The organism is Kitasatospora sp. NPDC032150 (assembly GCF_055579945.1).
Window position 1 is genome coordinate 78,520 of sequence record NZ_JBVIMH010000019.1, and the last position, 20,878, is coordinate 99,397.

Annotated in this window: 20 protein-coding genes; 8 read left to right on the forward strand and 12 right to left on the reverse strand. The window is 74.2% G+C overall.

Features of this window, described 5'->3' with window-relative positions:
- Positions 1-9: 9 nt before the first annotated feature.
- Entirely contained in the window at positions 10-1,179 is a 1,170-nt protein-coding gene (locus ACZ5ON_RS22535) for a TetR/AcrR family transcriptional regulator (RefSeq protein ID WP_465595456.1), read from the reverse strand.
- 234 nt (positions 1,180-1,413) lie between these two features.
- Here ACZ5ON_RS22535 and ACZ5ON_RS22540 point away from each other — a divergent pair, with 234 nt between their 5' ends.
- Together ACZ5ON_RS22540 and ACZ5ON_RS22545 are read left to right on the forward strand one after the other, a co-directional pair.
- Positions 1,414-2,571, forward strand: coding sequence for an acyl-CoA dehydrogenase family protein (locus ACZ5ON_RS22540; RefSeq protein ID WP_465595608.1), 1,158 nt, complete (start codon positions 1,414-1,416; stop codon positions 2,569-2,571).
- Positions 2,572-2,706: 135 nt separating this feature from the next.
- The gene (locus ACZ5ON_RS22545) at positions 2,707-4,398 is read left to right on the forward strand and encodes a class I adenylate-forming enzyme family protein (RefSeq protein WP_465595459.1); all 1,692 of its coding nucleotides are present in this window, start codon (positions 2,707-2,709) and stop codon (positions 4,396-4,398) included.
- A gap of 13 nt (positions 4,399-4,411) precedes the next feature.
- On the opposite strand, the gene ACZ5ON_RS22550 is transcribed toward ACZ5ON_RS22545, so the two are convergent.
- Positions 4,412-4,684, reverse strand: coding sequence for a hypothetical protein (locus tag ACZ5ON_RS22550; protein ID WP_465595462.1), 273 nt, complete (start codon positions 4,682-4,684; stop codon positions 4,412-4,414).
- Positions 4,685-4,872: 188 nt separating this feature from the next.
- Between ACZ5ON_RS22550 and ACZ5ON_RS22555 the strand changes: the two genes are divergently transcribed.
- The gene (locus ACZ5ON_RS22555; protein ID WP_465595465.1) at positions 4,873-5,217 is read left to right on the forward strand and encodes a cupin domain-containing protein; all 345 of its coding nucleotides are present in this window, start codon (positions 4,873-4,875) and stop codon (positions 5,215-5,217) included.
- 77 nt (positions 5,218-5,294) lie between these two features.
- Here the strand turns inward: ACZ5ON_RS22555 and ACZ5ON_RS22560 are convergent, their stop codons facing one another.
- Positions 5,295-5,882 (reverse strand): TetR/AcrR family transcriptional regulator, encoded by a 588-nt coding sequence (locus ACZ5ON_RS22560; protein ID WP_465595468.1) that lies wholly within the window; start codon positions 5,880-5,882, stop codon positions 5,295-5,297.
- Between the two features lie 480 nt (positions 5,883-6,362).
- Between ACZ5ON_RS22560 and tatA the strand changes: the two genes are divergently transcribed.
- The gene (gene tatA, locus ACZ5ON_RS22565; RefSeq protein ID WP_465595471.1) at positions 6,363-6,647 is read left to right on the forward strand and encodes a Sec-independent protein translocase subunit TatA; all 285 of its coding nucleotides are present in this window, start codon (positions 6,363-6,365) and stop codon (positions 6,645-6,647) included.
- Positions 6,648-6,842: 195 nt separating this feature from the next.
- On the opposite strand, the gene ACZ5ON_RS22570 is transcribed toward tatA, so the two are convergent.
- The 5 genes from ACZ5ON_RS22570 to ACZ5ON_RS22590 all read right to left on the reverse strand — a co-directional run bounded on the left by ACZ5ON_RS22570 (position 6,843) and on the right by ACZ5ON_RS22590 (position 13,716).
- Positions 6,843-8,456, reverse strand: coding sequence for a protein kinase domain-containing protein (locus tag ACZ5ON_RS22570; protein WP_465595474.1), 1,614 nt, complete (start codon positions 8,454-8,456; stop codon positions 6,843-6,845).
- Between the two features lie 212 nt (positions 8,457-8,668).
- On the reverse strand, positions 8,669-10,828 hold the full coding sequence (locus ACZ5ON_RS22575; RefSeq protein ID WP_465595477.1) for a bifunctional polysaccharide deacetylase/glycosyltransferase family 2 protein: 2,160 nt from the start codon (positions 10,826-10,828) through the stop codon (positions 8,669-8,671).
- A gap of 67 nt (positions 10,829-10,895) precedes the next feature.
- Positions 10,896-11,534: a hypothetical protein gene (locus ACZ5ON_RS22580; RefSeq protein ID WP_465595480.1), complete on the reverse strand. Its 639-nt coding sequence runs from the start codon at positions 11,532-11,534 to the stop codon at positions 10,896-10,898.
- Positions 11,535-11,953: 419 nt separating this feature from the next.
- Positions 11,954-12,895, reverse strand: a complete 942-nt coding sequence (locus ACZ5ON_RS22585; protein ID WP_465595483.1) for a hypothetical protein — start codon at positions 12,893-12,895, stop codon at positions 11,954-11,956.
- Positions 12,892-13,716, reverse strand: a complete 825-nt coding sequence (locus tag ACZ5ON_RS22590; RefSeq protein ID WP_465595611.1) for an RNA polymerase sigma factor — start codon at positions 13,714-13,716, stop codon at positions 12,892-12,894. Before ACZ5ON_RS22590 ends, ACZ5ON_RS22585 begins: the two co-directional genes overlap by 4 nt.
- 338 nt (positions 13,717-14,054) lie before the next feature.
- Here ACZ5ON_RS22590 and ACZ5ON_RS22595 point away from each other — a divergent pair, with 338 nt between their 5' ends.
- Together ACZ5ON_RS22595 and ACZ5ON_RS22600 are read left to right on the forward strand one after the other, a co-directional pair.
- A complete protein-coding gene (locus tag ACZ5ON_RS22595) occupies positions 14,055-14,696 on the forward strand; it encodes a hypothetical protein (protein ID WP_465595486.1) in 642 nt (213 codons plus the stop codon).
- Positions 14,697-14,778: 82 nt separating this feature from the next.
- A complete protein-coding gene (locus ACZ5ON_RS22600) occupies positions 14,779-15,486 on the forward strand; it encodes a tyrosine-protein phosphatase (RefSeq protein WP_465595488.1) in 708 nt (235 codons plus the stop codon).
- 17 nt (positions 15,487-15,503) lie between these two features.
- Here ACZ5ON_RS22600 and ACZ5ON_RS22605 read toward each other — a convergent pair whose 3' ends face one another.
- Positions 15,504-16,076, reverse strand: coding sequence for a GNAT family N-acetyltransferase (locus tag ACZ5ON_RS22605; RefSeq protein ID WP_465595491.1), 573 nt, complete (start codon positions 16,074-16,076; stop codon positions 15,504-15,506).
- 87 nt (positions 16,077-16,163) lie between these two features.
- Here ACZ5ON_RS22605 and ACZ5ON_RS22610 point away from each other — a divergent pair, with 87 nt between their 5' ends.
- Positions 16,164-16,865, forward strand: coding sequence for a class I SAM-dependent DNA methyltransferase (locus tag ACZ5ON_RS22610; protein ID WP_465595494.1), 702 nt, complete (start codon positions 16,164-16,166; stop codon positions 16,863-16,865).
- Between the two features lie 97 nt (positions 16,866-16,962).
- Here the strand turns inward: ACZ5ON_RS22610 and ACZ5ON_RS22615 are convergent, their stop codons facing one another.
- Together ACZ5ON_RS22615 and ACZ5ON_RS22620 are read right to left on the reverse strand one after the other, a co-directional pair.
- Positions 16,963-17,457 (reverse strand): NUDIX domain-containing protein, encoded by a 495-nt coding sequence (locus ACZ5ON_RS22615; RefSeq protein WP_465595497.1) that lies wholly within the window; start codon positions 17,455-17,457, stop codon positions 16,963-16,965.
- Between the two features lie 135 nt (positions 17,458-17,592).
- Positions 17,593-17,871, reverse strand: coding sequence for a hypothetical protein (locus ACZ5ON_RS22620; protein WP_465595500.1), 279 nt, complete (start codon positions 17,869-17,871; stop codon positions 17,593-17,595).
- A gap of 197 nt (positions 17,872-18,068) precedes the next feature.
- Here ACZ5ON_RS22620 and ACZ5ON_RS22625 point away from each other — a divergent pair, with 197 nt between their 5' ends.
- Complete coding sequence (locus tag ACZ5ON_RS22625; protein ID WP_465595503.1) at positions 18,069-20,462, forward strand: lysylphosphatidylglycerol synthase transmembrane domain-containing protein; 2,394 nt, start codon at positions 18,069-18,071, stop codon at positions 20,460-20,462.
- 81 nt (positions 20,463-20,543) lie between these two features.
- Here the strand turns inward: ACZ5ON_RS22625 and ACZ5ON_RS22630 are convergent, their stop codons facing one another.
- Positions 20,544-20,774, reverse strand: coding sequence for a hypothetical protein (locus tag ACZ5ON_RS22630; protein ID WP_465595505.1), 231 nt, complete (start codon positions 20,772-20,774; stop codon positions 20,544-20,546).
- Between the last annotated feature and the right edge of the window lie 104 nt (positions 20,775-20,878).

Here is a 20,878-nt window from a genome sequence, read left to right on the forward strand (position 1 = left end):
TCGGCCGGGTCACACCGTCAGACCCAGCACCGCCCGGCCCAACTCGACCAGACAGTCCGCCAGATCCGGCCTGGTGCAGCCGGGACGGTTCCGCACCCCGTCGTTCACCAGCGCGAACATCGCATGCACCCGGATCCGCGCCTCCGCGTTCTCGAAGGCCGGCCGCACCTGGCGGAGCAGGCCGACCCAGGTGTGCAGGAAGTCCCGCCGGAAGTCCACCGCCGCCCTGCGGTCGGGCTCGGCCAGCCGCTCGGTCTCGACCAGCATCACGCCCAGGTGGTGCCGGTGGCGCAGCGCGAAGTCGACGTACGCGGACAGCCCGGCGGCGAGCGCCCCGCCGGGGGTGCCGCCGCCCGCGATCGCGCTCTCGACCTCATGCCAGAGCCGCTCACGGCTGCGCACCAGGGTGGCGGCGAGCAGTTCGGCCTTGGTGTCGAAGTGCTTGTACACACTGGGACCCGAGATTCCGACCGCGGCGCCGAGCTGGTCGGTGCTCACATTGTCGAAACCGCGCTCGTGGAACAGCCGTACGGCCGCGGTGAGCAGTTCCTCCCGCCTGGACTCCGGCACCGCCGCGGCGGTCCGGGCCGCCACCGCGGGCTCGGGCAGCCCGGACGGGGTGACCGCGAGCACCGCCCCGCCGATCCGTCGCAGCAGCCGCTCGAAGCTGCGGCGGGGTGGTGCGAAGGTGTGGTACGACAGGCTGCCGTACGCGGACAGCATCGACCAGCAGAGGAACTCGGCGTCCTGGGTCGGGAGTTCGGGCCTGGCATCGGAGAGCAGCTCGGCCATCGCGCCGACGTCCGCACGCAGCCGCCCCCACAGTTCGGCGCGCTGGACGGACGGCAGCAGCCTGGCGTCCCGCTGCCACAGGGTGCCGAGCGCCCGGTGCTCCACGGCGACGGCGGCGAGCGCGCCGCAGAGCCCGTCCAGGTCCCGGTGGCCGGCGCGGACCGCCGCCCGGACCGCGGCGAGGTCCGACTCGACGGCCCGGAGCAGGAGTTCGGGCTTGTTACGGTAGTGCCGGTAGAGCGCGGGGGCGGTGATGCCGACCTCGGCGGCGACCTCGGCCATCGAGATCTGGTGGTATCCCCGCCGGTGGAACTGCTCGCTCGCCACCGCGAGGATCTGCGCCCTGCGCCCGGGCGGCCGGCGCACGACCTCCCGCTCCGTCGTCACGTGACTCCCCTCGCGATCGGCCCGGGTGCCGCACCCCGCTGGTCCGTGCTCCCCGCAGCGGACCGGTTCGGTGAATCGCGGCAACACCACACCTCGATGATTCGCCACAGGTTAGCAAGGATTCACTTCCCCCTCCCCGATCAGCGAGAAAGAAGTGCTCCGATGCTGGACAGCCATGGCTACCAGCGATTAACTTGTGGGGCGATCAACGGGCACCACGAAGGGAGCGCCGCCGTGCGCCGCACCGTGTTCACCGAGGACCACGAGGCGTTCCGGGAGACCATCCGGAGCTTCATCGCCAGGGAAGTCGTCCCGGTCTACGAGAGCTGGGAGGCCGAGGGCCACCCGCCGCGCGACTTCTACCGCAAGCTCGGCGAACTGGGTGTCTACGGCATCGAGGTACCCGAGGAGTACGGCGGCGCGGGCGAGACCGGCTTCAAGTACCAGGCGGTGATCAGCGAGGAGTGCGCCCGCGCGGGCGTCACCTTCGGCTCCTCCGGTGTGCACACCGGCCTGGTGCTGCCCTACCTGCTGGAGTACGCCGACGAGGAGCAGAAGCGGCGCTGGCTGCCGGGCTTCGTCTCGGGCGACATCATGACGGCGATCGCGATGACCGAGCCGGGCGCGGGCTCGGACCTGGCCGGGATCAGCACCACGGCGAAGCTCTCCGAGGACGGCACCCACTACGTCCTCAACGGCGCCAAGACCTTCATCACCGGCGGCGTGCTGGCCGACCTGGTGCTGGTGGTCTGCCGCACCTCCCCGTACGACCCGGCCGACCGCCGGGCCGGCCTGTCGATCCTCTGCGTCGACACCACCTCCCCCGGCTACGCGGTCGGCCGCAAGCTCCAGAAGATCGGCCTGCGCACCTCGGACACCGCCGAACTCTCCTTCACAGACGTCAAGGTGCCGGTGGAGGACCTGCTGGGCGAGGAGGGCAAGGCCTTCGACTACCTCACCCACAACCTGGTGCAGGAGCGGCTGGCGATCGCCGTGGGCGCGTACGCCTCGGCCGCGGCCGCGGTGCGTTTCGCGGTGGGTTACGTCAAGGACCGCAAGGTGTTCGGCCAGGCGGTGGCCGAGTTCCAGAACACCAAGTTCACCCTGGCCGACTGCCAGGCCCAGGTGATGGCCCAGCAGTCGATGGTCGACCGGGCGCTCGAGCTCTACCAGAACGGCGAACTGACGGTCGCCGACGCGGCGGCGACCAAGCTGTTCTGCACCGAGTCCGCCTCCCAGGTGATCGACAAGTGCCTTCAGTTGCACGGCGGCTACGGCTACATCCTGGAGTACCCGATCGCCCGTCTCTACACCGACAACCGGGTGTTCAGGATCTACGGCGGCACCAGCGAAGTCATGAAGACCATCATCGCCAAGTCCCTGGGCCTGTAGGCCCGGGAGGCGCGGCGGCCGTCCCCCACCGGACCGCCGCGTCCCCGGTAGCGGGCTTCCCCCATGGGCCCGCTGCCGGCCCCTTCGCGACCTTAGACCGACCGGTCTTCCGAGAGCCGACGCACCGAGGACGCCATGACACCCGCGCTCGCCAAGCTCGTCCGCGTCCAGGCCGCGCTCAGCGCACCCGGCGCCCCCTTCGCCACCGCCGACACCCCTGACGGCCCGCACTACCGCCAAGGCCCGCGCACCCTGCGGGAGTTGCTGGACGCGACCCTCGCGCACGACGACCGCCCCTTCCTGCTGGCCGGCTCCCGCGAGCTGACCTACGCCGGGCACCACGCGGCCGCCACCGCCCTCGCCCACCGGTACCGCACCAGGTACGGCCTGCGGCCCGGCGACCGGGTGGTGATCGCCATGCGCAACCTCCCCGAGTGGCAGATCGCCTTCTGGGCCACCCAGTTGGCCGGGCTGGTCGCCGTACCGCTGAACGCCTGGTGGGAGCGCGAGGAGCTTGGGTACGCGCTGAACGACTGCGAACCGGGGCTGATCGTCGCCGACCGCGAGCGCGCCGAGCGGACCGAGCGGTGGGCCGCCGCCCATGGAGTACCGCTGCTCACCGTCGGGGCCCCGGGGCTCGGGCACGACCGGCTGGAGGAACCGCCGCTCGACGGCCCGGCCGCGTCCGGGGCCGGTCTCCCACCGGTCGAGCTCTCCCCCGAGGACCAGGCCACGCTCATCTACACCTCGGGAACCACCGGTCGCCCCAAGGGAGTCTCCGCCACCCACCGGGCCTGGTGCGCGGCGGCGCAGAACCCCCGCTTCTTCGCGCTGAGCGCGATGCTCTGCGCGGACGTGGACCCGGTGGCGGTGCCGCCGCACACCGCGCTGATGACCTACCCGTTCTTCCACGTCGCGGCGTTCACCGCGCTGTTCCCGCTGATGGCGAGCGGCGGCACCGTGGTCCTGATGCGCAAATGGGATGCCGCCGAGGCGCTCCGGCTGATCGCCGGACACCGGATCACCGCCTACTACGGGGTCCCCGCCACCGCACTCGGGCTGCTGGACGCGGCCGACGCCGCCGGGGAGGAGCTGCCCACGATGCGGGCGATCAGCACCGGCGGCTCCGCGGCCCCGCCCGAGCTGGCCCGGCGGATCGCCCGCCGCTTCGGCGGGCGGGTGGAGGCCCGCAACGGCTACGGCCTCACCGAGACCTGCGGCGGCGTGATCGCCAACCTCGGCGCCCGCTACGTCGAACAGCCCGACAGCATCGGCCGCCCCGCTCCCGCCGTCGAGGTGCGGATCGCCGGCCCCACGGGCGCCGCCCTCCCGGACGGCGAGATCGGCGAGCTCTGGCTGCGCGGGCAGCCGGTCTTCAGCGGCTACCGCAACAACCCCGGGGCCACCGCCGCCGCCTTCACCGACGGGTGGTTCCGCACCGGCGACCTGGCCCGCCTCCACGGCGGCGAGGTCTACATCGTCGACCGGCTGAAGGACATGGTCATCCGCGGCGGCGAGAACGTCTACTGCATCGAGGTCGAGGGGGTGCTCTTCGACCATCCGGAGGTCGCCGACGCCGCCGTGATCGGCGTGCCGCACCCCGTACTCGGCGAGGAGGTGGCCGCCGTGGTGGTGCTCCGGCCGGGCGCGGGCGTCGACGCGGACGGGCTGCGCGACCACATCGCGGCCCGGCTGGCCTCGTTCAAGGTGCCCGCGCACGTGTTCCTGCGCGGCACCGGACTGCCCCGCAACCCCACCGGGAAGATCGTCAAGCGCGCCCTGCGCGCCGAGGTCATCGCGCAGGGCGCCGTTCCGGGCGCGACGTGAGCCGGACGGCCGGTCAGTCCGCCGGACCGGCCGCCGCCTGGGCGCGCCAGGCTTCGAGGCCCGCTTGGGAGGCCGCCTTGGCCTGTTGGAGGGCGCGGGCCGCCAGTTCACTGGGTGAGGTCTCCAGCTGCTGCACCCAGCCCCGTCCGGCCGAGGCCAACGCCACGCCGACGAGCACCGTGCCGGTCAGCCCGATCAGCGCGCCGATCCCGGCGAGCGCGGCACCGGCGGTGAGCATGCCCCGGTTGACCTGGAATCCACTGATGAACTTCTGATGGTTCGCCATGGCATCCACCATCCAAGAGTGGCGTGCCGTCCGCACCCGGAAGCCGTCCGCCGATGGACCGGACCGGGTGCCCGGCTACCGCACGCGGCTGGTCCGGGCCGGGTGCACGGTTGCCGTCCGCGGAGCGGGCCGCCTAGGGTCGCGCTCGGGGGTCCCTCCAGCAGTAGGCCGCGAACCAGGAGGACGCGATGGCCGGCCCAGCTCCCGCCGACACCCCCGCCGATCTGGTGGCACTCGCCGACGAGCACGCCGCGAAGGCCGCCTCCGACCCGCACGGCCGCAGCGCGCACCTCCTGGTCCACGACGGCGTACTGCGCCAGACCGTGATCGCCCTGACGGCCGGGACCTCACTGGACGAGCACAACGCACCGCCCGCCGCCAGCATCCAGGTACTGCGCGGACGGGTGTCGCTGACCGTCTCGGGCCGGCGGATCGAGCTGCGGGCCGGCCACCTGCGCCCGATCCCGCAGGAACGGCACGGCCTGCTGGCCCACCAGGACTCGGTGGTGCTGCTCACCGCCGTCACCTACTGACCGCGCGGCGGGACGGCGCGGCGGCGCGGCGGAAGAGCCGTCAGGCCTCCGGAGCAACCGTCCGGCCCGCGTCGGGCTCAGGACGCCGGCGCGTCCAGGACCGTCCCGCTGACCAGCCGCAACCCGCGCAGGATCTCCCGTCCGTCCGGGGCCTGGTCGGGGGTCGCGAACCACTGGACCGCCAGCCCGGTCAGGAGTGACTGGTAGAAGGCGCCCCTGGCCAGCTCCTCGGGGACGTCGGGCACTTCCGCCAGCCCCTGGAAGATCGCCGAGAGTCCGAGCCGCGCCTCGCGCTGGGTGGCCGCGAACGCTTCCCGCAGCTCCGGCGAGTCCGCCACCCGGGTGGCGACCTCCAGCTGCACCGCCCACAGGTCACGGTGCTCGACGAAACTCTCCAGCACCCGGTCCCAGACGGCGACGAAGCGTTCCTCGGGGGTGGCGGCGCCGTGCGCCCCGGCCGTCAGCCTGCCGACCTCCTCACCCCACTCACCCATAGCCTCGATGATCGCCTGGACGAGCAGGGCGTCCTTCGAGCCGTAGTGGTAGCCGATGGCGGCCAGGCTGACCCCGGCGGCCGCGGCGATGTCCCGGGCGGTGGTGCGCCCGTAGCCCTTCTCGTACAGGCAGCGCTTGGCCCCCGCCAGCAGATCCTCGCGATTTCCCATGGCCCGATGCTATTCCAGCGCTGGACGACCGTCTTGGACAGTAGAGCAAGACACCCGAGTCACACGACCGTGCGGTGCGGCCGTCCCGGACGGCCGCTCCCCACGTCCCCACCGCCGCACCCCGCGCCCCGCGCCCCGGCCACCCCGGTGCCCGGCCGTCAACACGGCTCCCCACCCGCCCCGACCTGATGAGATCTCAGACCGCACGCTCGCCGCCCCGGTGCGGCCGGCGGACCGGAGCGAGCCGGCCAGCCGGTCGGGCGGGGTGCGGCAGCCGGGGTGCGGGACCGGCGGACAGGCGGCCCGCCCGAACGTGGTCGAGACCACATACCCCGCCCCACCTGCGGGACACCCGCTCTTTGACCACCGTTTCCCGACCGGTGTATACGTTCTGCGCTCGCGCCAGGCATACTGGCCGAGTCGGGCAAGCCCGCCCGGCCCTGATAACGGCGAGATATCCGAAGGGACCGGTGGTCAGGGATGCTGCGCAACGGTCTGGAGCCCTGGCACCTCCTCGTGGTGCTGGCTGTCATCGTTCTGCTCTTTGGCTCGAAGAAGCTGCCCGAGATGGCCCGTGGCCTCGGGAAGTCCATGCGGATCCTGAAGGCGGAGACCAAGGCGCTGCGCGAGGACGAGACTCCGACCGACGGGACGGCCCAGAACTCCACGGCCACCAGCACTGCCACCGAGCAGCCGCGCCCGGCGGTGAGCCCCACCAACATCGCCAAGTCCGCCGAGACCGACAGGTCGGCCACCACCGCCTGAGCCGGCCACCACGACTTCACCCGGAGCCTCCGGCCCGTCAGCTGACGGGCCGGAGGCTCCGGCGCTTCCGTTCCTGACCGCGGACGCTTCCGTTCCTGACCGCGGGGGCCACCGCCACCGACCGGCCGGCGTGAGCGGGTGGCGGAGCGGCCCGTGCGGCGGCACCGGCGGACCGGATGCCGACCGGACGCCGCGTCAGTCGTCGCCGTTGTTCGCGTTGCGGTCGCGCGACTGCTGGCCGTGCAGCGTGTTGACCAGTGCACCGAGGCGGTTCTGCCAGTTCTGGGTGGTAGCGCCGTCGACCGCGTGCTTCTTGGGCAGGTCCTTGACGGTCTTCTGGACACCGCGCAGCACCGCCTCGGCATCCTGCGGCCGGTGGTCGGCGATCGCCTGTGCCGCGGTGTCCAGCCGGTCCAGCAGCTCGCCCTGCTTGTCCTTCTCCTTGCCGAACGGCTGCGCCGCCACGTCGGCGCGGAGCGCGGCCAGTGCGGCGGCCGGGCCGTTCTTGGGCGGGGCGCTGGTCGTGGTGCCCGGCGTCGGGGTGGTGGCCGCGGCGGCCGGGGAGGGCGCCACCGCGGTCGGCGGGTTACCGCTCGGCGCCGCGGCCGGAGCCGAGCTGCCGGAGGACCCGCCGAGCGCGAAGGCGGCGACCGCCACCACGCCCGCCACCACGGCGACCCCGATCGCGATCGGTACCAGCGGTCGTCTGCGGCGCTGCGGCACGGGCTCGTCGTGGGCGGGCACGGGCTCCATCAACGAGGTGGCGGCCCCGGACGCCGGAGGTCCGCCCGGCGGGGTGAACGAGGGCCGGGCGAACGGCGGCGGGGCCGCCGCCGGAAGTACGGCGGTGCGCTGCGCGTCGACGTGCCCCTGGCCCGGCGCCTGGGCCGGTGCTCCGGTGACCGGGGGCAGCAGCTGGGTGGCGGCGAAGAGTTCGGCGCCCTGCCCGTTGGTTGCCAGCAGCTCAGCCGTACGGTCGGTGGCCGCGGCCACCGGGACGGCGGCCAGCAGCTCCGACCGGGCGACGGCCGCATCGGCCGGACGGTCTCCGGGCTTCTTGGCCAGCAGCCGCAGTACCGCCGCGTCCAGCGCCGGCGGTACGTCCGGGCGGCGCGCCGCGACCGGGGCGGGCTGCTCGCTGACGTGCTTGAAGGCGATGCCGACCGGGGTCTCGGCGTCGAACGGCGGCCGGCCGGTGAGCATTTCGACCAGGACGCAGCCGACCGCGTACAGGTCGGAGCGGCCGTCCACCGGGGCGGCGGTGGCCTGCTCGGGCGAGAGGTAGGCGGCGGTGCCGACCACCGAGGCGGTCTGGGTCAGCCGGGAGCTGGAGGAGCCGGCCCGGGCGATGCCGAAGTCCACCACCTTCACCCCGCCGTCCTGGGTGATCATGATGTTGCCGGGCTTGATGTCCCGGTGCACGATCTCGGCCGCGTGGGCGACCTCCAGCGCCTCGCAGACGGCGGCGGCGACACCGACGGACCGCTCCACCGGCAGGCGTCCGAGTTCGGCGATCAAGCGGCTGAGCGGCTGGCCGTGCACCAGCTCCATCACGATGTACGGGGAGCCCTGGTCCACGCCCGAGTCGAAGACGGTGACGATGCGCGGGTGGACCAGCATCGCGGCGTGCTGGGCCTCGCGACTGAAGCGCTCGGCGAAGCGCGGGTCGTCGGCCAGGCCGCCGTTGAGCACCTTGACCGCGACCGCACGGCCGAGCACCCGGTCGTGGCCGCGCCAGACGGTGGCCATCCCACCGACGCCGATTATCTCCTCCAGTACGTAACGCCCGTTCAGCGCACGTCCGATCACCTGGCACCACTCCCCTCGGGTCCACCGGCCGGAGACTTCGGGCCGCTGGTGCACCTGTGCACGATAACCAACTCGACCGTGTGGTGTTCTCGCAGACCGTGTGCGCCTTCCGGGCAGCCGTGCCACACGCCGCGACTACCGGACACCGAGCACGCGGAGCAGCACCAGCCGGACCCGGAGGACGAGGACAGTGACGCGCGGGGGGAAGTGGATCACCTCGGCGCCTGCAGGCTGCCGTAGCGCTGCATGCGCTGCCAGCGCAGGCGGGACCCGGCCACCGCCGTGCAGACGGACTGGATCACCACCAGGTACATCAGCTGCCGGTAGACGAACTGCTGCAGTGGCAGGCTCCAGAGCGGGCCCAGCCGCTCACGGTCGAGTCGGAAGGCATAGCCGGCCATCGCCAGCTGGAGCACCAGGAAGGCGAGCCAGACGCCGAGGACCCGTACCGGGTCCAGGAAGGCCAGGCCGTACAGGGCGAAGACGTCCACCACCGGGGAGAGCAGGGGCAGCAGCACCTGGAACATCAGCAGATAGCCCAGGCCGCGTCGTCCGAGCTTGCCCGCCTGGCCCCCTTGGACGAGCGCGCCGCGGTGCTTCCACATCGCCTGCAGGGTGCCGTAGCACCAGCGGTAGCGCTGGCGCCACAGTGCGCCGAGGGAGGCCGGGGCCTCCGTCCAGGCCTTGGCCCGTTCCTCGTACACCACCCGCCAACCGGCCCGGCAGAGCGCCATGGTGAGGTCGGTGTCCTCGGCCAGGGTGCTCTCGCCCACACCGCCGACCCGCAGCAGGGCGGAACGGCGGAAGGCTCCGACCGCACCGGGCACGGTCGGCATGCACTCGGCCAGGTCGAAGAGCCTGCGGTCCAGGTTGAAGCCGACCACGTACTCGATGTGCTGCCAACGGCCCAACAGCCCACCGCGGTTGACCACCTTGGCGTTGCCCGAGACGGCGCCGACCCGCCGGTCGGCGAAGGGCTGCACCAGCATCCGGACGGCGTCCGGCTCGAAGACGGTGTCGCCGTCCACCATCACCAACAGCTCGGACCGGGCGGCGGCGATACCGGTGTTGAGCGCAGCGGGCTTGCCCGCGTTCTCCTGCCGGATCACCCGGACGCCGGGAAGGTTCAACGACTCGACCAGGTCGGCGGTGCCGTCGGTGGAGCCGTCGTCCACCACGATCACCTCGACCGGATGGTCGGAGTCCAGCAGCGAACGGACGGCCGGCTCGATGCCGGCCACCTCGTTGTAGGCGGGGACGATGACGCTGACCGGCTCGGTGACGGGCGGACCCCAGGAGCGGCCGCGCAGCCGCCTGTGCCGCCGGGCGGCGACCAGCACGGCCACCGCGCGCAGGGCGCTCACCGCACCCGCGGCGTACAGCAGCCAGTCGAGGGTCCCGAGTACCCAGTCGCCGGCCGTCATGGCGGCGATCAGTGCCTGTCCCTGCCAGCGGTCGGAAGTGCCGGCCGCCTTCACCGGGTTCGACAGGCCGACCGCGTCACCGACGGTGGCGAAGCGGTAACCCGCCGCCTGCAGCCTGGGCAGCAGCTGGTCGAGCGCGGCCACGGTCTGGCTGCGGTCGCCGCCCGCGTCGTGCATCAGCAGGATCTGGCCGTCGGTGCCGTGCGGGGTGGCGTTGGTGAGGATCTTCTCGATGCCCGGGCGCTGCCAGTCCTCGCTGTCGAGGGTGGTCAGCACGGTGAGGTAGCCCTCCCGGCCGGCCTGCTGGACAGCTTGCCAGTCGGTGTCGGTCAGCGCCTCGGCGGAGGAGGAGTACGGCGGGCGGAGCAGTGAGCTGGTCCGCCCGGTGGCGCCGGCCAGGGCCAGCTGGGCCTCGCGCAGCTCCAACGAGCGGCGCCAGGGTGCGACGCTGCCGAGATCGGTGTGGGTGAAGGTGTGAATTCCGATCTGGTTGCCCTCGGCCAGGATCCGGCGGGCCAGCCCGGGGTTGTCGGCGACCTGGGTCCCGACTACGAAGAAGGTGGCGTGCACGTTGTGGCGGCGCAGTACGTCCAGGATCTGCGGGGTCCAGCGCGGATCGGGGCCGTCGTCGAAGGTGAGCGCGATGGTCCCGGCCGCGGGCCGGGCGGTGCTGGGCCCGGTGGCCGAGCCGGCCGGGACCGGGTCGATCACCGGACCGCCTCCGTGGACCACAGGGGGGACGTCGGCGTCGCTGCCCTGGCTCAGGGCCGCCCCGTCGGCGGTCTGCCCGTACATGTGCCGGGTGTAGCCCTGCAGCAGGAGCGCTGCCGAGAGCGTGGTGATCAGTACGGTGAGCAGCAGCCAGTGGGTGCGCAGCGGGACGTTGCGCACCGTGCCGCGCCTGCCGCGGCTTCGGCGTCGGGGGGCGGTACGGGTCGGCGTGGTCACTCGGTCCTCGGTCGGGGGTGCAGGGCCGGGGGTCGGGGCGGGCGGCTCGGAAGACGGTCGTCGGGTGTCAGGCGGTCTTGGTCGGGTGGGCGTGCGACGGTGTGGCGCTCGGGTGGCCATGAGTCGTCGGGCTCGCGGTGGCGCTCGGGGCGGGCGCTGTTGCGGGCGCCGTGGAGGGGCCGGGTCCGGCCGGGGCTCCGGGGGCTGCCTGGCCGGCGGCCGGGGCTCCGGGGGCTGCGGGGGCTCCCGGAACGCGGCGGGCGGTGGTGGCCGCGGGCCCGGACGGCCTCGGTCCGGTCGTACTGGAGGCCGCGGGATCGCCTGGTGCTGTACTCGGCTCCGAGCTCGGTACCGGCTGGGGCGCGACCGGAGGCCGGCCTGCCTGTTGCGCCGGCGACTGGGGGAGGAAGGGGGCGTTGACCGTGGGGCCGCCGAGCGCGCTGCTGACCAGTAGAGCGAGGTAGCCGGCGGCGGGGACGGCGGCCAGTCGGCCGAGTCGCCTCACCCGGCGCTGGCGGCGGCCCGAGGAGTCCACGAAGACCGGCGCGTCGGATGGCGCCGACTCGGCGGACGGTGACGGCACACGGTCGATCCGCACCGTGTCGTCCGGCGCGGCCCGGTCCGCCACCGTGTGGCCCGGCATCGCGTGATCCGGCGCCGCGTAGTCCGGCGCCGCATAGTCCGGCACCGCGTAGTCCCGCAGCATGGCGTCCACTGTCGGGTGACACCTCACTGCCTCGTCCGTTGCGGTCCAACTCGTCGTCATGGCCGGGCCTTTCGCCTGGCGACTGCGCGGCCGATTGTGCGGTCCGCAGCATGCCGGGGGTCGGTGACACGGGCGGCCGGTGGACACGGGGAAGCCCACCGACCGCCCGGTGCCGGGGAGTTGACGCTCCACCGGCGGGGTGGTCCGGGCGGCCGACGGGCCCGGGGGTGCGCCGTCGGCCGTCCGGAGTCGAACCGGGCGTGCGGTGGACACGGGGGAGCCCACCGACCGCCCGGAGCTTGGGAGTTGCTACCGGGTACTGCTGGTCCGGTACTTCGGTTCACTGGTGCAGCGGTTCACCGGACGGACGGTGTGCCCGGGGGGGAATGTCGCACACCGTCCGTCCGGGGTTCTAGGGGTCACCTGCCAGGGCCGTTGCCTCCGCCGGTGTCGTGCCCCCCGGACCCGCCGCCGGGCCGGGTCGGCTGGCCCGGCTTGGTCGGCGGCTCGGTGGGGAGCTCGTCCTTGAGGTCCTTAGTGCGGTCCGGGGCCGGGGTCGTGCCGTTGCCACCGCCGTTGCCACCGCCGTCGCCCTTGGACCTGGCGGCGACAGCCGTGCAGTAGCCGTCCACCCGGTCCACGTCACCGGCGGCCGCGACCAGCGGGGCCAGCCGTGCGTCGGCGAGTACGGTGCGGGCCGCCGCTCCGCCGACCAGCCGGTCCGCGTACAGCCGGCAGAGCTCGGCCGACCGCTCGGCCACGGCGTCCGGGACCTGCCCGGCGGGTTGGCTCGGGTCGCCGGCCGGGTTGCCGCCGGGATCGGTGCTCGCCTCCGGGGCCCGGTCCGCGGCCGGTGAGGCGGAACCGTTCGGCCGGGGCTGTCCGGAGGCGGTGGCACCGGCACCGACGTGGTGGGCGGTGGCCGACGAGGCGGACGCCGTGGCACGCGCGGCGGTGGGACCGGCCGCGGCGGGCCGGCCGCCCAGTGCCCCGGGCAGATGTCCGGTACCGGCGGCGACGGCCACTCCCCCGAGGGTGGTGGCGGCGAACACGGCGGCGAGGACCTTCGCACTGAAGGCCCGCGCCAGCGCGGTGCTCGCCATCGTTCGTCTCCCGGGTAGCGGTGCAGGGTTGCGACGGGCCTCCCGGAACGCGGCCAGTGCCGCCTCCTCTCCGGGCAGTGCGCCGTCCGCCTGCTGCGCGTCACCCGCCGCGGCCGGGGCGGCAGCGGCGGCGAGCAGCCCGGCGAGGGCGGCATGACCAGTGAGGGGGGCCTGACCGGCCGACGTGCCGACCTCGGCGCCACCGAGCAGTTGCTCGGCGGCGCTGCGGTCGATCCGGCGGGATCGGTTGGTGCTCATCTCATGTCCTTCAGCGTCGCTGCTCCGGCGTGTGTCACACCCTGCGCGGAATTCTTCGAGGAATTTTTTTCCAGCCCGGGCTCCGGCCCGCCGTCCGGTCCCCGTCCCGGGCCCCAGCGCGTCGCCGAGGCGGTCCGTCCGGGTACGCCCGAGGCGGCTCCGCCGGCCTGGTCGAGCAGCTTGGCCAGTTTGCGCAGCCCCCGGTGGGCGGCCATCCGCACGCTGCCGGGGCGCTTGCCCAGCACCTGGGCGGCGGCGGTCGCGTCCAGGTCGAGCACCACCCTGAGCAGTACCGCCTCGGCCTGGTCCCTGGGCAGCCGGGCGATCAGGGCCAGCGCGTCGGAGGTGGCGACGGTGGCCAGTGCCGTCCCGGCGGTGTCCTCGGCGGCGGCCAGCTCGGTCAGGTACTCCACCGGGAGGTCCGCGACCGGACGGCGGCGGATGCGGCGCAGGTGGTCCATGGCCCGGTTGCGGGCGATGGTGGCGGCCCAGCCCCGGAAGCCGTCCGCGTCGCCGCTGAAGCCGCCGAGGTCGCGGGCGATCTGCAGCCAGGTCTCGGAGGCGATGTCCTCGGCGTCCTCGGGTCCGCCGCCGACCAGTACCCGCAGATAGCGGAGCAGCCCCGGCTGGACGGCGCGGAACAGCTGTCGGAACGCGTCCTCGTCCCCCTGCTGGGCCGCCTGTACGGCGGCGGTGAGGTCGGCCGTACGGCGGGCGGGCAGCGGATCGTCCGGCGGGCCCGGCCGGCTGGGTGATATCTGGTCGCCGGCGAGGTGGTCGGCGCCCGTCCCGTGTGGTTCTGCACTGTGCACCCGCCACATCATGCGCCATCCCGGTGGGGTGCCCCAGAGGCGAGGGGTGACCCGGCAGGGCGGGAGCCGTCTGCCGGGGGCGCGCGATCATGCGCGCCGGGCGGCCCGGACCGGCCGCGTGGACGCGGACGGCGGAGGGAGGCCCCGGCCGGTGGGACCCACGTCCGCTCCGGTGCCGTCGTCGGCCGGTGCCGTCCCGGCCGCCCCGGTCATACCTTGGCAGGGAGGGGCGCGCCCCGTCCCCGGGCGGGCCCGGCGGCACACCGGGCTTCCCCGCCCGGCGGCACACCGGGCCTCCACGCCCGGCCCAGCGCGACCGCACGCCCAGCCAGCACCGGGACAACGCGATGACCACCGCCCAGGACCTGTTCGCCGAGGGGCTGCGCACGCACATCGCGCCGTCCCTCCGGTCGATGGGCTTCACCGGCGGCGAGCAGCACGTCTTCCGGCTCCCCGACGAGACGTACCGGGCACTGCTCGGCATCCGGTTCGGCACCGTGAGCCAGCACGCCGTCCGGTACACCTTCGACCTCAGCCTGTCCGCCGCGACGGGCGGTGCCGAGCACTGGCGCTCCTCGATCGGCGAGCTGCTGCCGGTCGGCGGCGAGGTGTGGTGGGAGATCGCGGCCGGGCCGCGCTGGCTGGTGGCCGTGGAGGACTCGATCGCCGCCGTCCGCCACTACGGCCTGCCCGAGCTGCGCCGCCGACTCGAACAGGCGCGGGCGGGCGGTGCGGGCAGTGCGGCCTACCTCTCCGCCGCCGAGCTGGAGGAGGTCAACGCCGCCCTGCTCATCGCCGCCGTGGCCCGGATCCAGCGCGCCGAGCTGGTGGACGGGGACCTGGTGCTGATCGGCGCCTGGAGCCGCAGCGACCCGGTCGCGCGCGAGGTCCTGCAGGGGGCGGCCGAGGGCTTCCTCTCCGCCCGGGACGAACGCTTCGGCCGGGTGCGCTGCCGGGACACCCTCGGCCGCGACCTGTGGACGTTCTGACCGCGCCCGGAACCGATCCGCACTCCCCGGGTGTCCTGGTGGACGGGGAGCGAACAGCTCCCGCCCAAGGGGGAACAACCAAATGAAGACCGAGCTGCCGGCCGACCGCCGGCTCTTCTGGGACGGCTGCCTGAACGTACGGGACCTCGGCGGCCTGTCCACCACCGACGGCCGCCGCACCCGGCGCGGCGCCGTGGTGCGCGCCGACAACCTCGACATGCTCACCGCCGAGGGCTGGGCGGCGCTGGCCGACTACGGCGTGCGTACGGTGGTCGACCTGCGGGACGAGCCGGAGTACCGGCCGCTCCTGCCTCACCCGGAGGGCGTCGACCTGGTCCGGGTCCCGCTCGACCGGCTGGCCGGGGCGGCCTGGTGGGAGCGGTTCGGCGAGCTGGACGGCACACCGCTCGCCTTCCGCCCCTACCTCGACCACTGCGCGGGCGCCGTGCGCTCCCTGGTCTCCGCGGTCGCGACGGCCCGTCCGGGAGCGGTGGTGGTGCACTGCAAGGCCGGGCGCGACCGGACCGGTCTGGCCGCACTGGTCCTGCTGGCGGCGGCCCGGACCGAACCCGGCGAGATCGTCGCCGACTACCTGCTCAGTGCCGCCAACCTGCGCCCGCTCTGGGGCATCCTCGGCCGGCCGGACCAGGAGCGGGCGGCGGAGGACCTGCTGGCCCGGGCCGGCACCACCGCCGAGGACGCGCTGCTGGACACGCTGGCCGGGTTCGACCCGGACCGCTACCTGGCGTCCGGCGACCTGGCCGCCCTACGGGCCAGACTGGTGGGCTGAGGACACCGGGGCCGCGCTCACCACAGCCTGTCGACGGTGCCCGGGTGGAGGGCGATCCTGGCACCCACGAAGCCGTCCCTGGCCGACCGGGCCCGCCGGGAGCAGAACCGTGCCATGGTGACCTTGTCGAAGCCGGGCGAATCGCTCGGGAAGGGGTCCTCGGGGGTGCCGCCGACCAGCACCGTTCCCGGCAGCGCCTCCCACCCCGCGCTCTCGTAGAAACCCCCGAGGGCCCGGTCGCAGGTGAACAGGCCCAGGTCCGCACCGCTGTCCTCGACGGCCCGGCGGGCGGCGGCGACCAGCCGCCTGCCGTGGCCGCGGCCCCGGTGGGCACGGTCGGTCACCACGCAGCTCAGGCCGCGGGCGGTGAACACCTCCCCGGCGTGGGCGAGTTCCTTGGAGAGCAGGTCGAGGGCGGCGAGCACCCGGCCGCCGTCGTCCACCAGCAACATCGACCGCGGATCCAGCGCCGGGTCGTGGCTCAGCCCGGGATCGGGCCCGCCGCTGGGCCAGGCCTGCTCCTGCAACTCCCACACCTGCGCGCGGAGTTCCGACGGGACCTCGGCCTCGGGCCAGGACGTGATCCGCAACTTCGATGCACCGCCTTGGAGTTGACTTCAGGCCAGCGACACCAAATCCACTCGCCGTCGGAGCACCGGACCGTCAATACTCCCGGCATGGTGCAATTCGCAGATTTCGATTCCCGCGGCTATCCGATGGTGGACGTCCGCACAGGGTACGGCCAGTGGGTCGGCAGCTACGAGCGGACCGTCGAGGACGCGATGGACCTCGCCGTCCTCGCCCGGCTGGCGGTACCGGACTGGGGCGCGGCCGCGCGGGCCGCCGACCTCGGCTGCGGTACCGGCCGTACCGGCGTCTGGCTGCGCGACCGGGGCGTCGGCGCGGTGGACGGGGTGGACCTCACCCCCGAGATGCTCGAACTGGCCCGCGCCAAGGGCGTCCACGACCGGCTGGTCGAGGCCGACCTGGCCGCCACCGGGCTGCCCGGCGAGGCGTACGACCTGGTGGTCTCCTCCCTGGTCGACGAGCACCTGGCCGACCTGGCCCCGCTGTACCGGGAGGCGTTCCGGCTGGCCAGGCCGGGCGGGCTGTGCGTACTGGTGGGCCTGCACCCGTACTTCATCATGGCCGCCGGGATGCCCACCCACTTCGACGGCGCGGACGGCTCACCGGTCGCCATCACCACCCACGTCCACCTGGTCAGCGACCACCTCACGGCCGGACTGGCCGCCGGGTGGCAGCTCGCCGAGATGCACGAGTCCGTGGTCGACGACGCCTGGGTCGCCCTGAAGCCCAAGTGGGAGCGCTACCGCCACCACCCGGTCTCCGCCGCGTACGTCTGGCGCAAGCCGGCCTAGCCCGTACCGGCCCGGCCGGCGACGCCTCCCCTGAGCACCGCCCGCACCGGAGCCCGGCGCACCCGGCCGCGGCCCGGTCCGCCCGGCCGGCTCGTGCTCAGAAGCCCACCATCGGCGTGGTGAGCACCCGGGTGCGCCCGTCCGCTCGGGCGGCGAGGCCCGCGGCGAGGCGCAGGGACCGGCTCGGGCCGAGCAGGACGAGGGCCTCCTCGGGGGCGGCCCAGCGGTAGGCGTCGAGCTCGCCGGGCGGCAGGACGACCGGGGTGTCGGCGGGAATGGTGCCCAGATCGAAGAGGAAGTGGCAGGCCGGGTGGTCGAGTTCGGCCGAGGGGTGGGTCCAGCCGACGGCCAGCAGGGCGCCCGGCTCCTTCACGATGCCGGTCTCCTCCAGGAGTTCGCGCTTCGCGCACTCCTCGGGGTTCTCCCCCGGGTCCACCGTGCCGCCGACGAACTGCCAGTGCTCCCGGTAACCGGCCTTCACGATCAGCAGCCGCCCCTCGGGGTCGCTGATCAGGCAGCCGGAGGCCGCGTAGACGCGGCGCAGCGAGGCGAGCCACTCGTCGCGGGTCTGCAGCAGCGGGGTGTCCGTCATGGGCTGTCCCTCCGGAGGTGTCGCGGACCGGTGTGCGCGCCCACTCTCCCACTCCCACCGCGCCGCCGGGCAGGGCGTGCGGCATCCGTACGGGGCGGCACCGGCCACCGGGCACCACCCCGCGCGTCCTCCGGGTCAGTGGGCGGAGTGCTTCTCCGCGCCGCGGTGGCGGTGGCCCGGGAGTTCGGCGTGGTGCGCCGATCCCTGGAGCGGGCCGGCGGAGTCGGCGGCGCGGCGGCCGCCGTGACTGAAGACGGCGTCGCCGAAGTACGGCCCGGACTGGGTCGCCTTCGGTGTCCCGGCGCCGAGGACGGGCGGGAGCCCGCGGGGATTGGCAGCCATGCCGCGGCGTTCGAGGAGCTCCTGGGTGCCACGGCGGAGCCTGGTCATCTTGCCCGACGGTTGCTTGGTCATCGTGGACCTCCCTCCGGCGGCCACTCGTCGCGGCGGAGTGCGCGGCAGGGCGGGCGCATGGGACGTTATGTCCCGGATTCTAGCCTTTCGGCCCGTCACGGTCTCCGCTCGGCGCCTGGCCGCCGGCCGTCCCGGCGGCAACGACACACCTGACCGTCGGCCGTGCGCCGAACCGCATCTGTGGAAGCATGCGCCGGGTGGCAACGGTGATACGCGACGACAGGCGAACACGGGCGGGGGACGACGCGGCCTCTCCCGAGGTCCGGCGGATCCGCTACCCCGGCTCGCTGTTCCGCTGCGCGCTCGGCCTCGCCGCCGCCGCACTCGTGCTGCTGCTCGCCATGGGCGCCCACGGCACCACCAACGGCCTGGAGGCCGATGTCGCCGAGGGTGCGGAACACGTCCCCTGGCCACCCGGCCGGCTCGCCTCGGTGGTCTCCGGCGCCGCGCTGCTGCTCGTCCCGCTCGCCTTCTCCGTCGACCGGCTGGCCCGCCGCGCCGGGCTGCGGGCCGCCGACGGGGTCTTCGCCGCCGTGGTCGCGTACGGGCTCTCGCTCGGTCTCGACACCGTCTTCGGCGACCTCGCCACGCTGACCCACGCGGCCCCCGAGGGCCTCGGCCGGACCGACGCCGTCTACGGGCACCTGGCACCCGTCCTCGCCTTCATGACCGCCGCCGATCTCGTCGGACTGCCCCGCTGGCGCGCCGCGCTGACCGCGACCCTCGCCACGGCCGGGCTGTCCGGGCTGATCACCGGCTGGGCCACCCCGCTCTCACTGGTCCTGGCCCTGCTGGTGGGCTGGGCCGCCGCCCACGGCACCGTGTACGCGATCGGGACCCCGGTCGTCCGCCCGAGCACCGAGCAGCTGCGAACTGCGCTCGGCCAGGCCGGCGCCCGCCCGGACCTCGCCCGCCGTACCGGCTCCTTCCGCTACCTGGTCACCCAGCACGACGGACGCCCCGACCTGGACGTCCACCTGCTCGACCGCCACGCCCAGGCCACCGGCCTGTTCCACCGGCTGTGGCTGCTCCTGCGGCTGCGCACCGCCCCTCGCCCGCGCGGGCCGCGCGGCCTGCGCTCGCTGCGCTCCGGCCTGGAGCACGAGGCCCTGCTCGCGTACGCGGCCTCCGCCGCCGGTGCCCGCACCCGCCGCCTGGCCGCCACCACCGAACTCGACGCCGACCGCGCCCTGGTCGCCTACGAGTACCTCCCGGGCCGGCCCCTGTCAGAACTCGACGACACCGAAGTCACCGACGAGGTGCTCAACGACGCCTGGCGGCAGCTGGACCTGCTGCGGCGCCGCCGCATCGCCCACCGCGCCCTCGCCCCCGAGAACGTGCTGGTCGGTCCGGACGGCGCGGTCCACCTGGTCGGGCTCACCGACGGCGAGATCGCCGCGGGCGAGCTGCTGCTGCACCTCGACGTCGCCGGACTGCTCACCACCCTGGCCCTGCGGGCCGGCGCCGAACGCGCGGTGACGACCGGCACCGCGCTCCTCGGTGCGGCCTCGATCGGCGCCGCACTGCCGCTGCTCCAGCCGATCGCCCTGCCGCGCGGCACCCGGAACGCGCTCAAGGGCCGGCCCGAACTGCTCGCCGCGCTCCGGGAGGAGACCCTGCGCGGGCGGCCCCAGGCCCCGGTCGAACCGGTACGGCTGGAGCGGCTGCGCCCGCGCACCCTGCTGGCCCTGGTCGCCGGGGTGTTCGCCGGCTACCTGCTGCTGCAGTTCATGTTCAGCTCGAAGACCGACCCGATCTCCACCGTCGCCCACGCGGACCCCGGCTGGCTGGCACTGGCCGCGCTGGCCGCCGTCGCCAGCCACTTCGCGGCGACCATGGGCTTCGTCGGCTTCGTCCCGGAGCGGCTGGGCTTCCGGCGCGCGCTGGCCGCCCAGGTGGCGGGCTCCTTCGTCAGGCTGGTCTCCCCCGGCGGGGTCGGCGGGGTGGCGCTGAACACCCGCTTCCTGCAGTGCGGCGGCGTGCCGACCGCGCAGGCGCTGTCCAGCGTGGGCGCGTCCCAGCTGATCGGGGCGGCGCTGCATCTGCTGCAACTGGCGGTCTTCAGCGCCCTGCTCGGCCACGGCGAGGGCGCCGAACTCCCGGAATCCCCCGTCCTGCTCGCCTCGCTGGCGGTGCTGGCCGTCCTCATGGTGCTGGCGCTCTCCGTGCCCTGGGTGCGCGGGCGGCTGGCCAAACTGCTGCGGCCGCTGCGCGCCGAGGTACTGCCCCGGCTGCTCGACCTGCTCCAGCAGCCCCGCAAGCTTGTCATCGGACTGGTCGGGCAGATGCTGGTGTCGATGACCTTGGTCGCCTGCCTGTACTGCTGCACCCGGGCCGTCGGACCACGGCCCGCCTTCGCCGCCACCGCCGTCGCCTACCTGGCCGGGAACGCCGCCGGCAATGCCGCCCCGACCCCCGGCGGCTCCGGCGTGGTGGAGGGCCTGCTCGCCACGGCCCTGGCCGGCACCGCCTCGATCGACAAGGGCACCGCGCTCGCCGCGGTGATCCTGCTCCGGGTGCTGACCTTCCTGCTCCCGATCCTCCCCGGCTGGCTGGCCTTCACCTGGCTCCAGCGCCGCAAGGCGCTCTAGCGGCGCGCGCGAACCACCGCGCGCCACCTGGGCCCACCGGGCCCGGGGTGCCGCACGGCCGGTCCCTGCGGCCGGAGTCCGTCAGCGGTACTCGTCCTCGTCGAGTTCGACGATGCGGGCCTGTTCGACCGCGTCCGCGTCATTGGCGTCGTCCGAGCCGAGCGAGCGGCGTTCGCGCAGCTGCTCGAAGTCGTCGCCGGGGTGGCCGTCGATGTCCCGCTCCTCGTCCTCCGTCTCCAGGACGAGCGGGGATTCGTCGGCGAAATCGTCGAAGTCCTCGGGGAACTCGGGGTTCTCGGGGTTCTGCCGCATGGCGTCCGTCCCTGCTGCTCGGAGCCCCACCTGGGCCCAGGTCGGTACTGGAAGTATCCGACGGCCGCGGCCCGGCCGCGCGCCTTCGCCGTCCAGTCGGCATT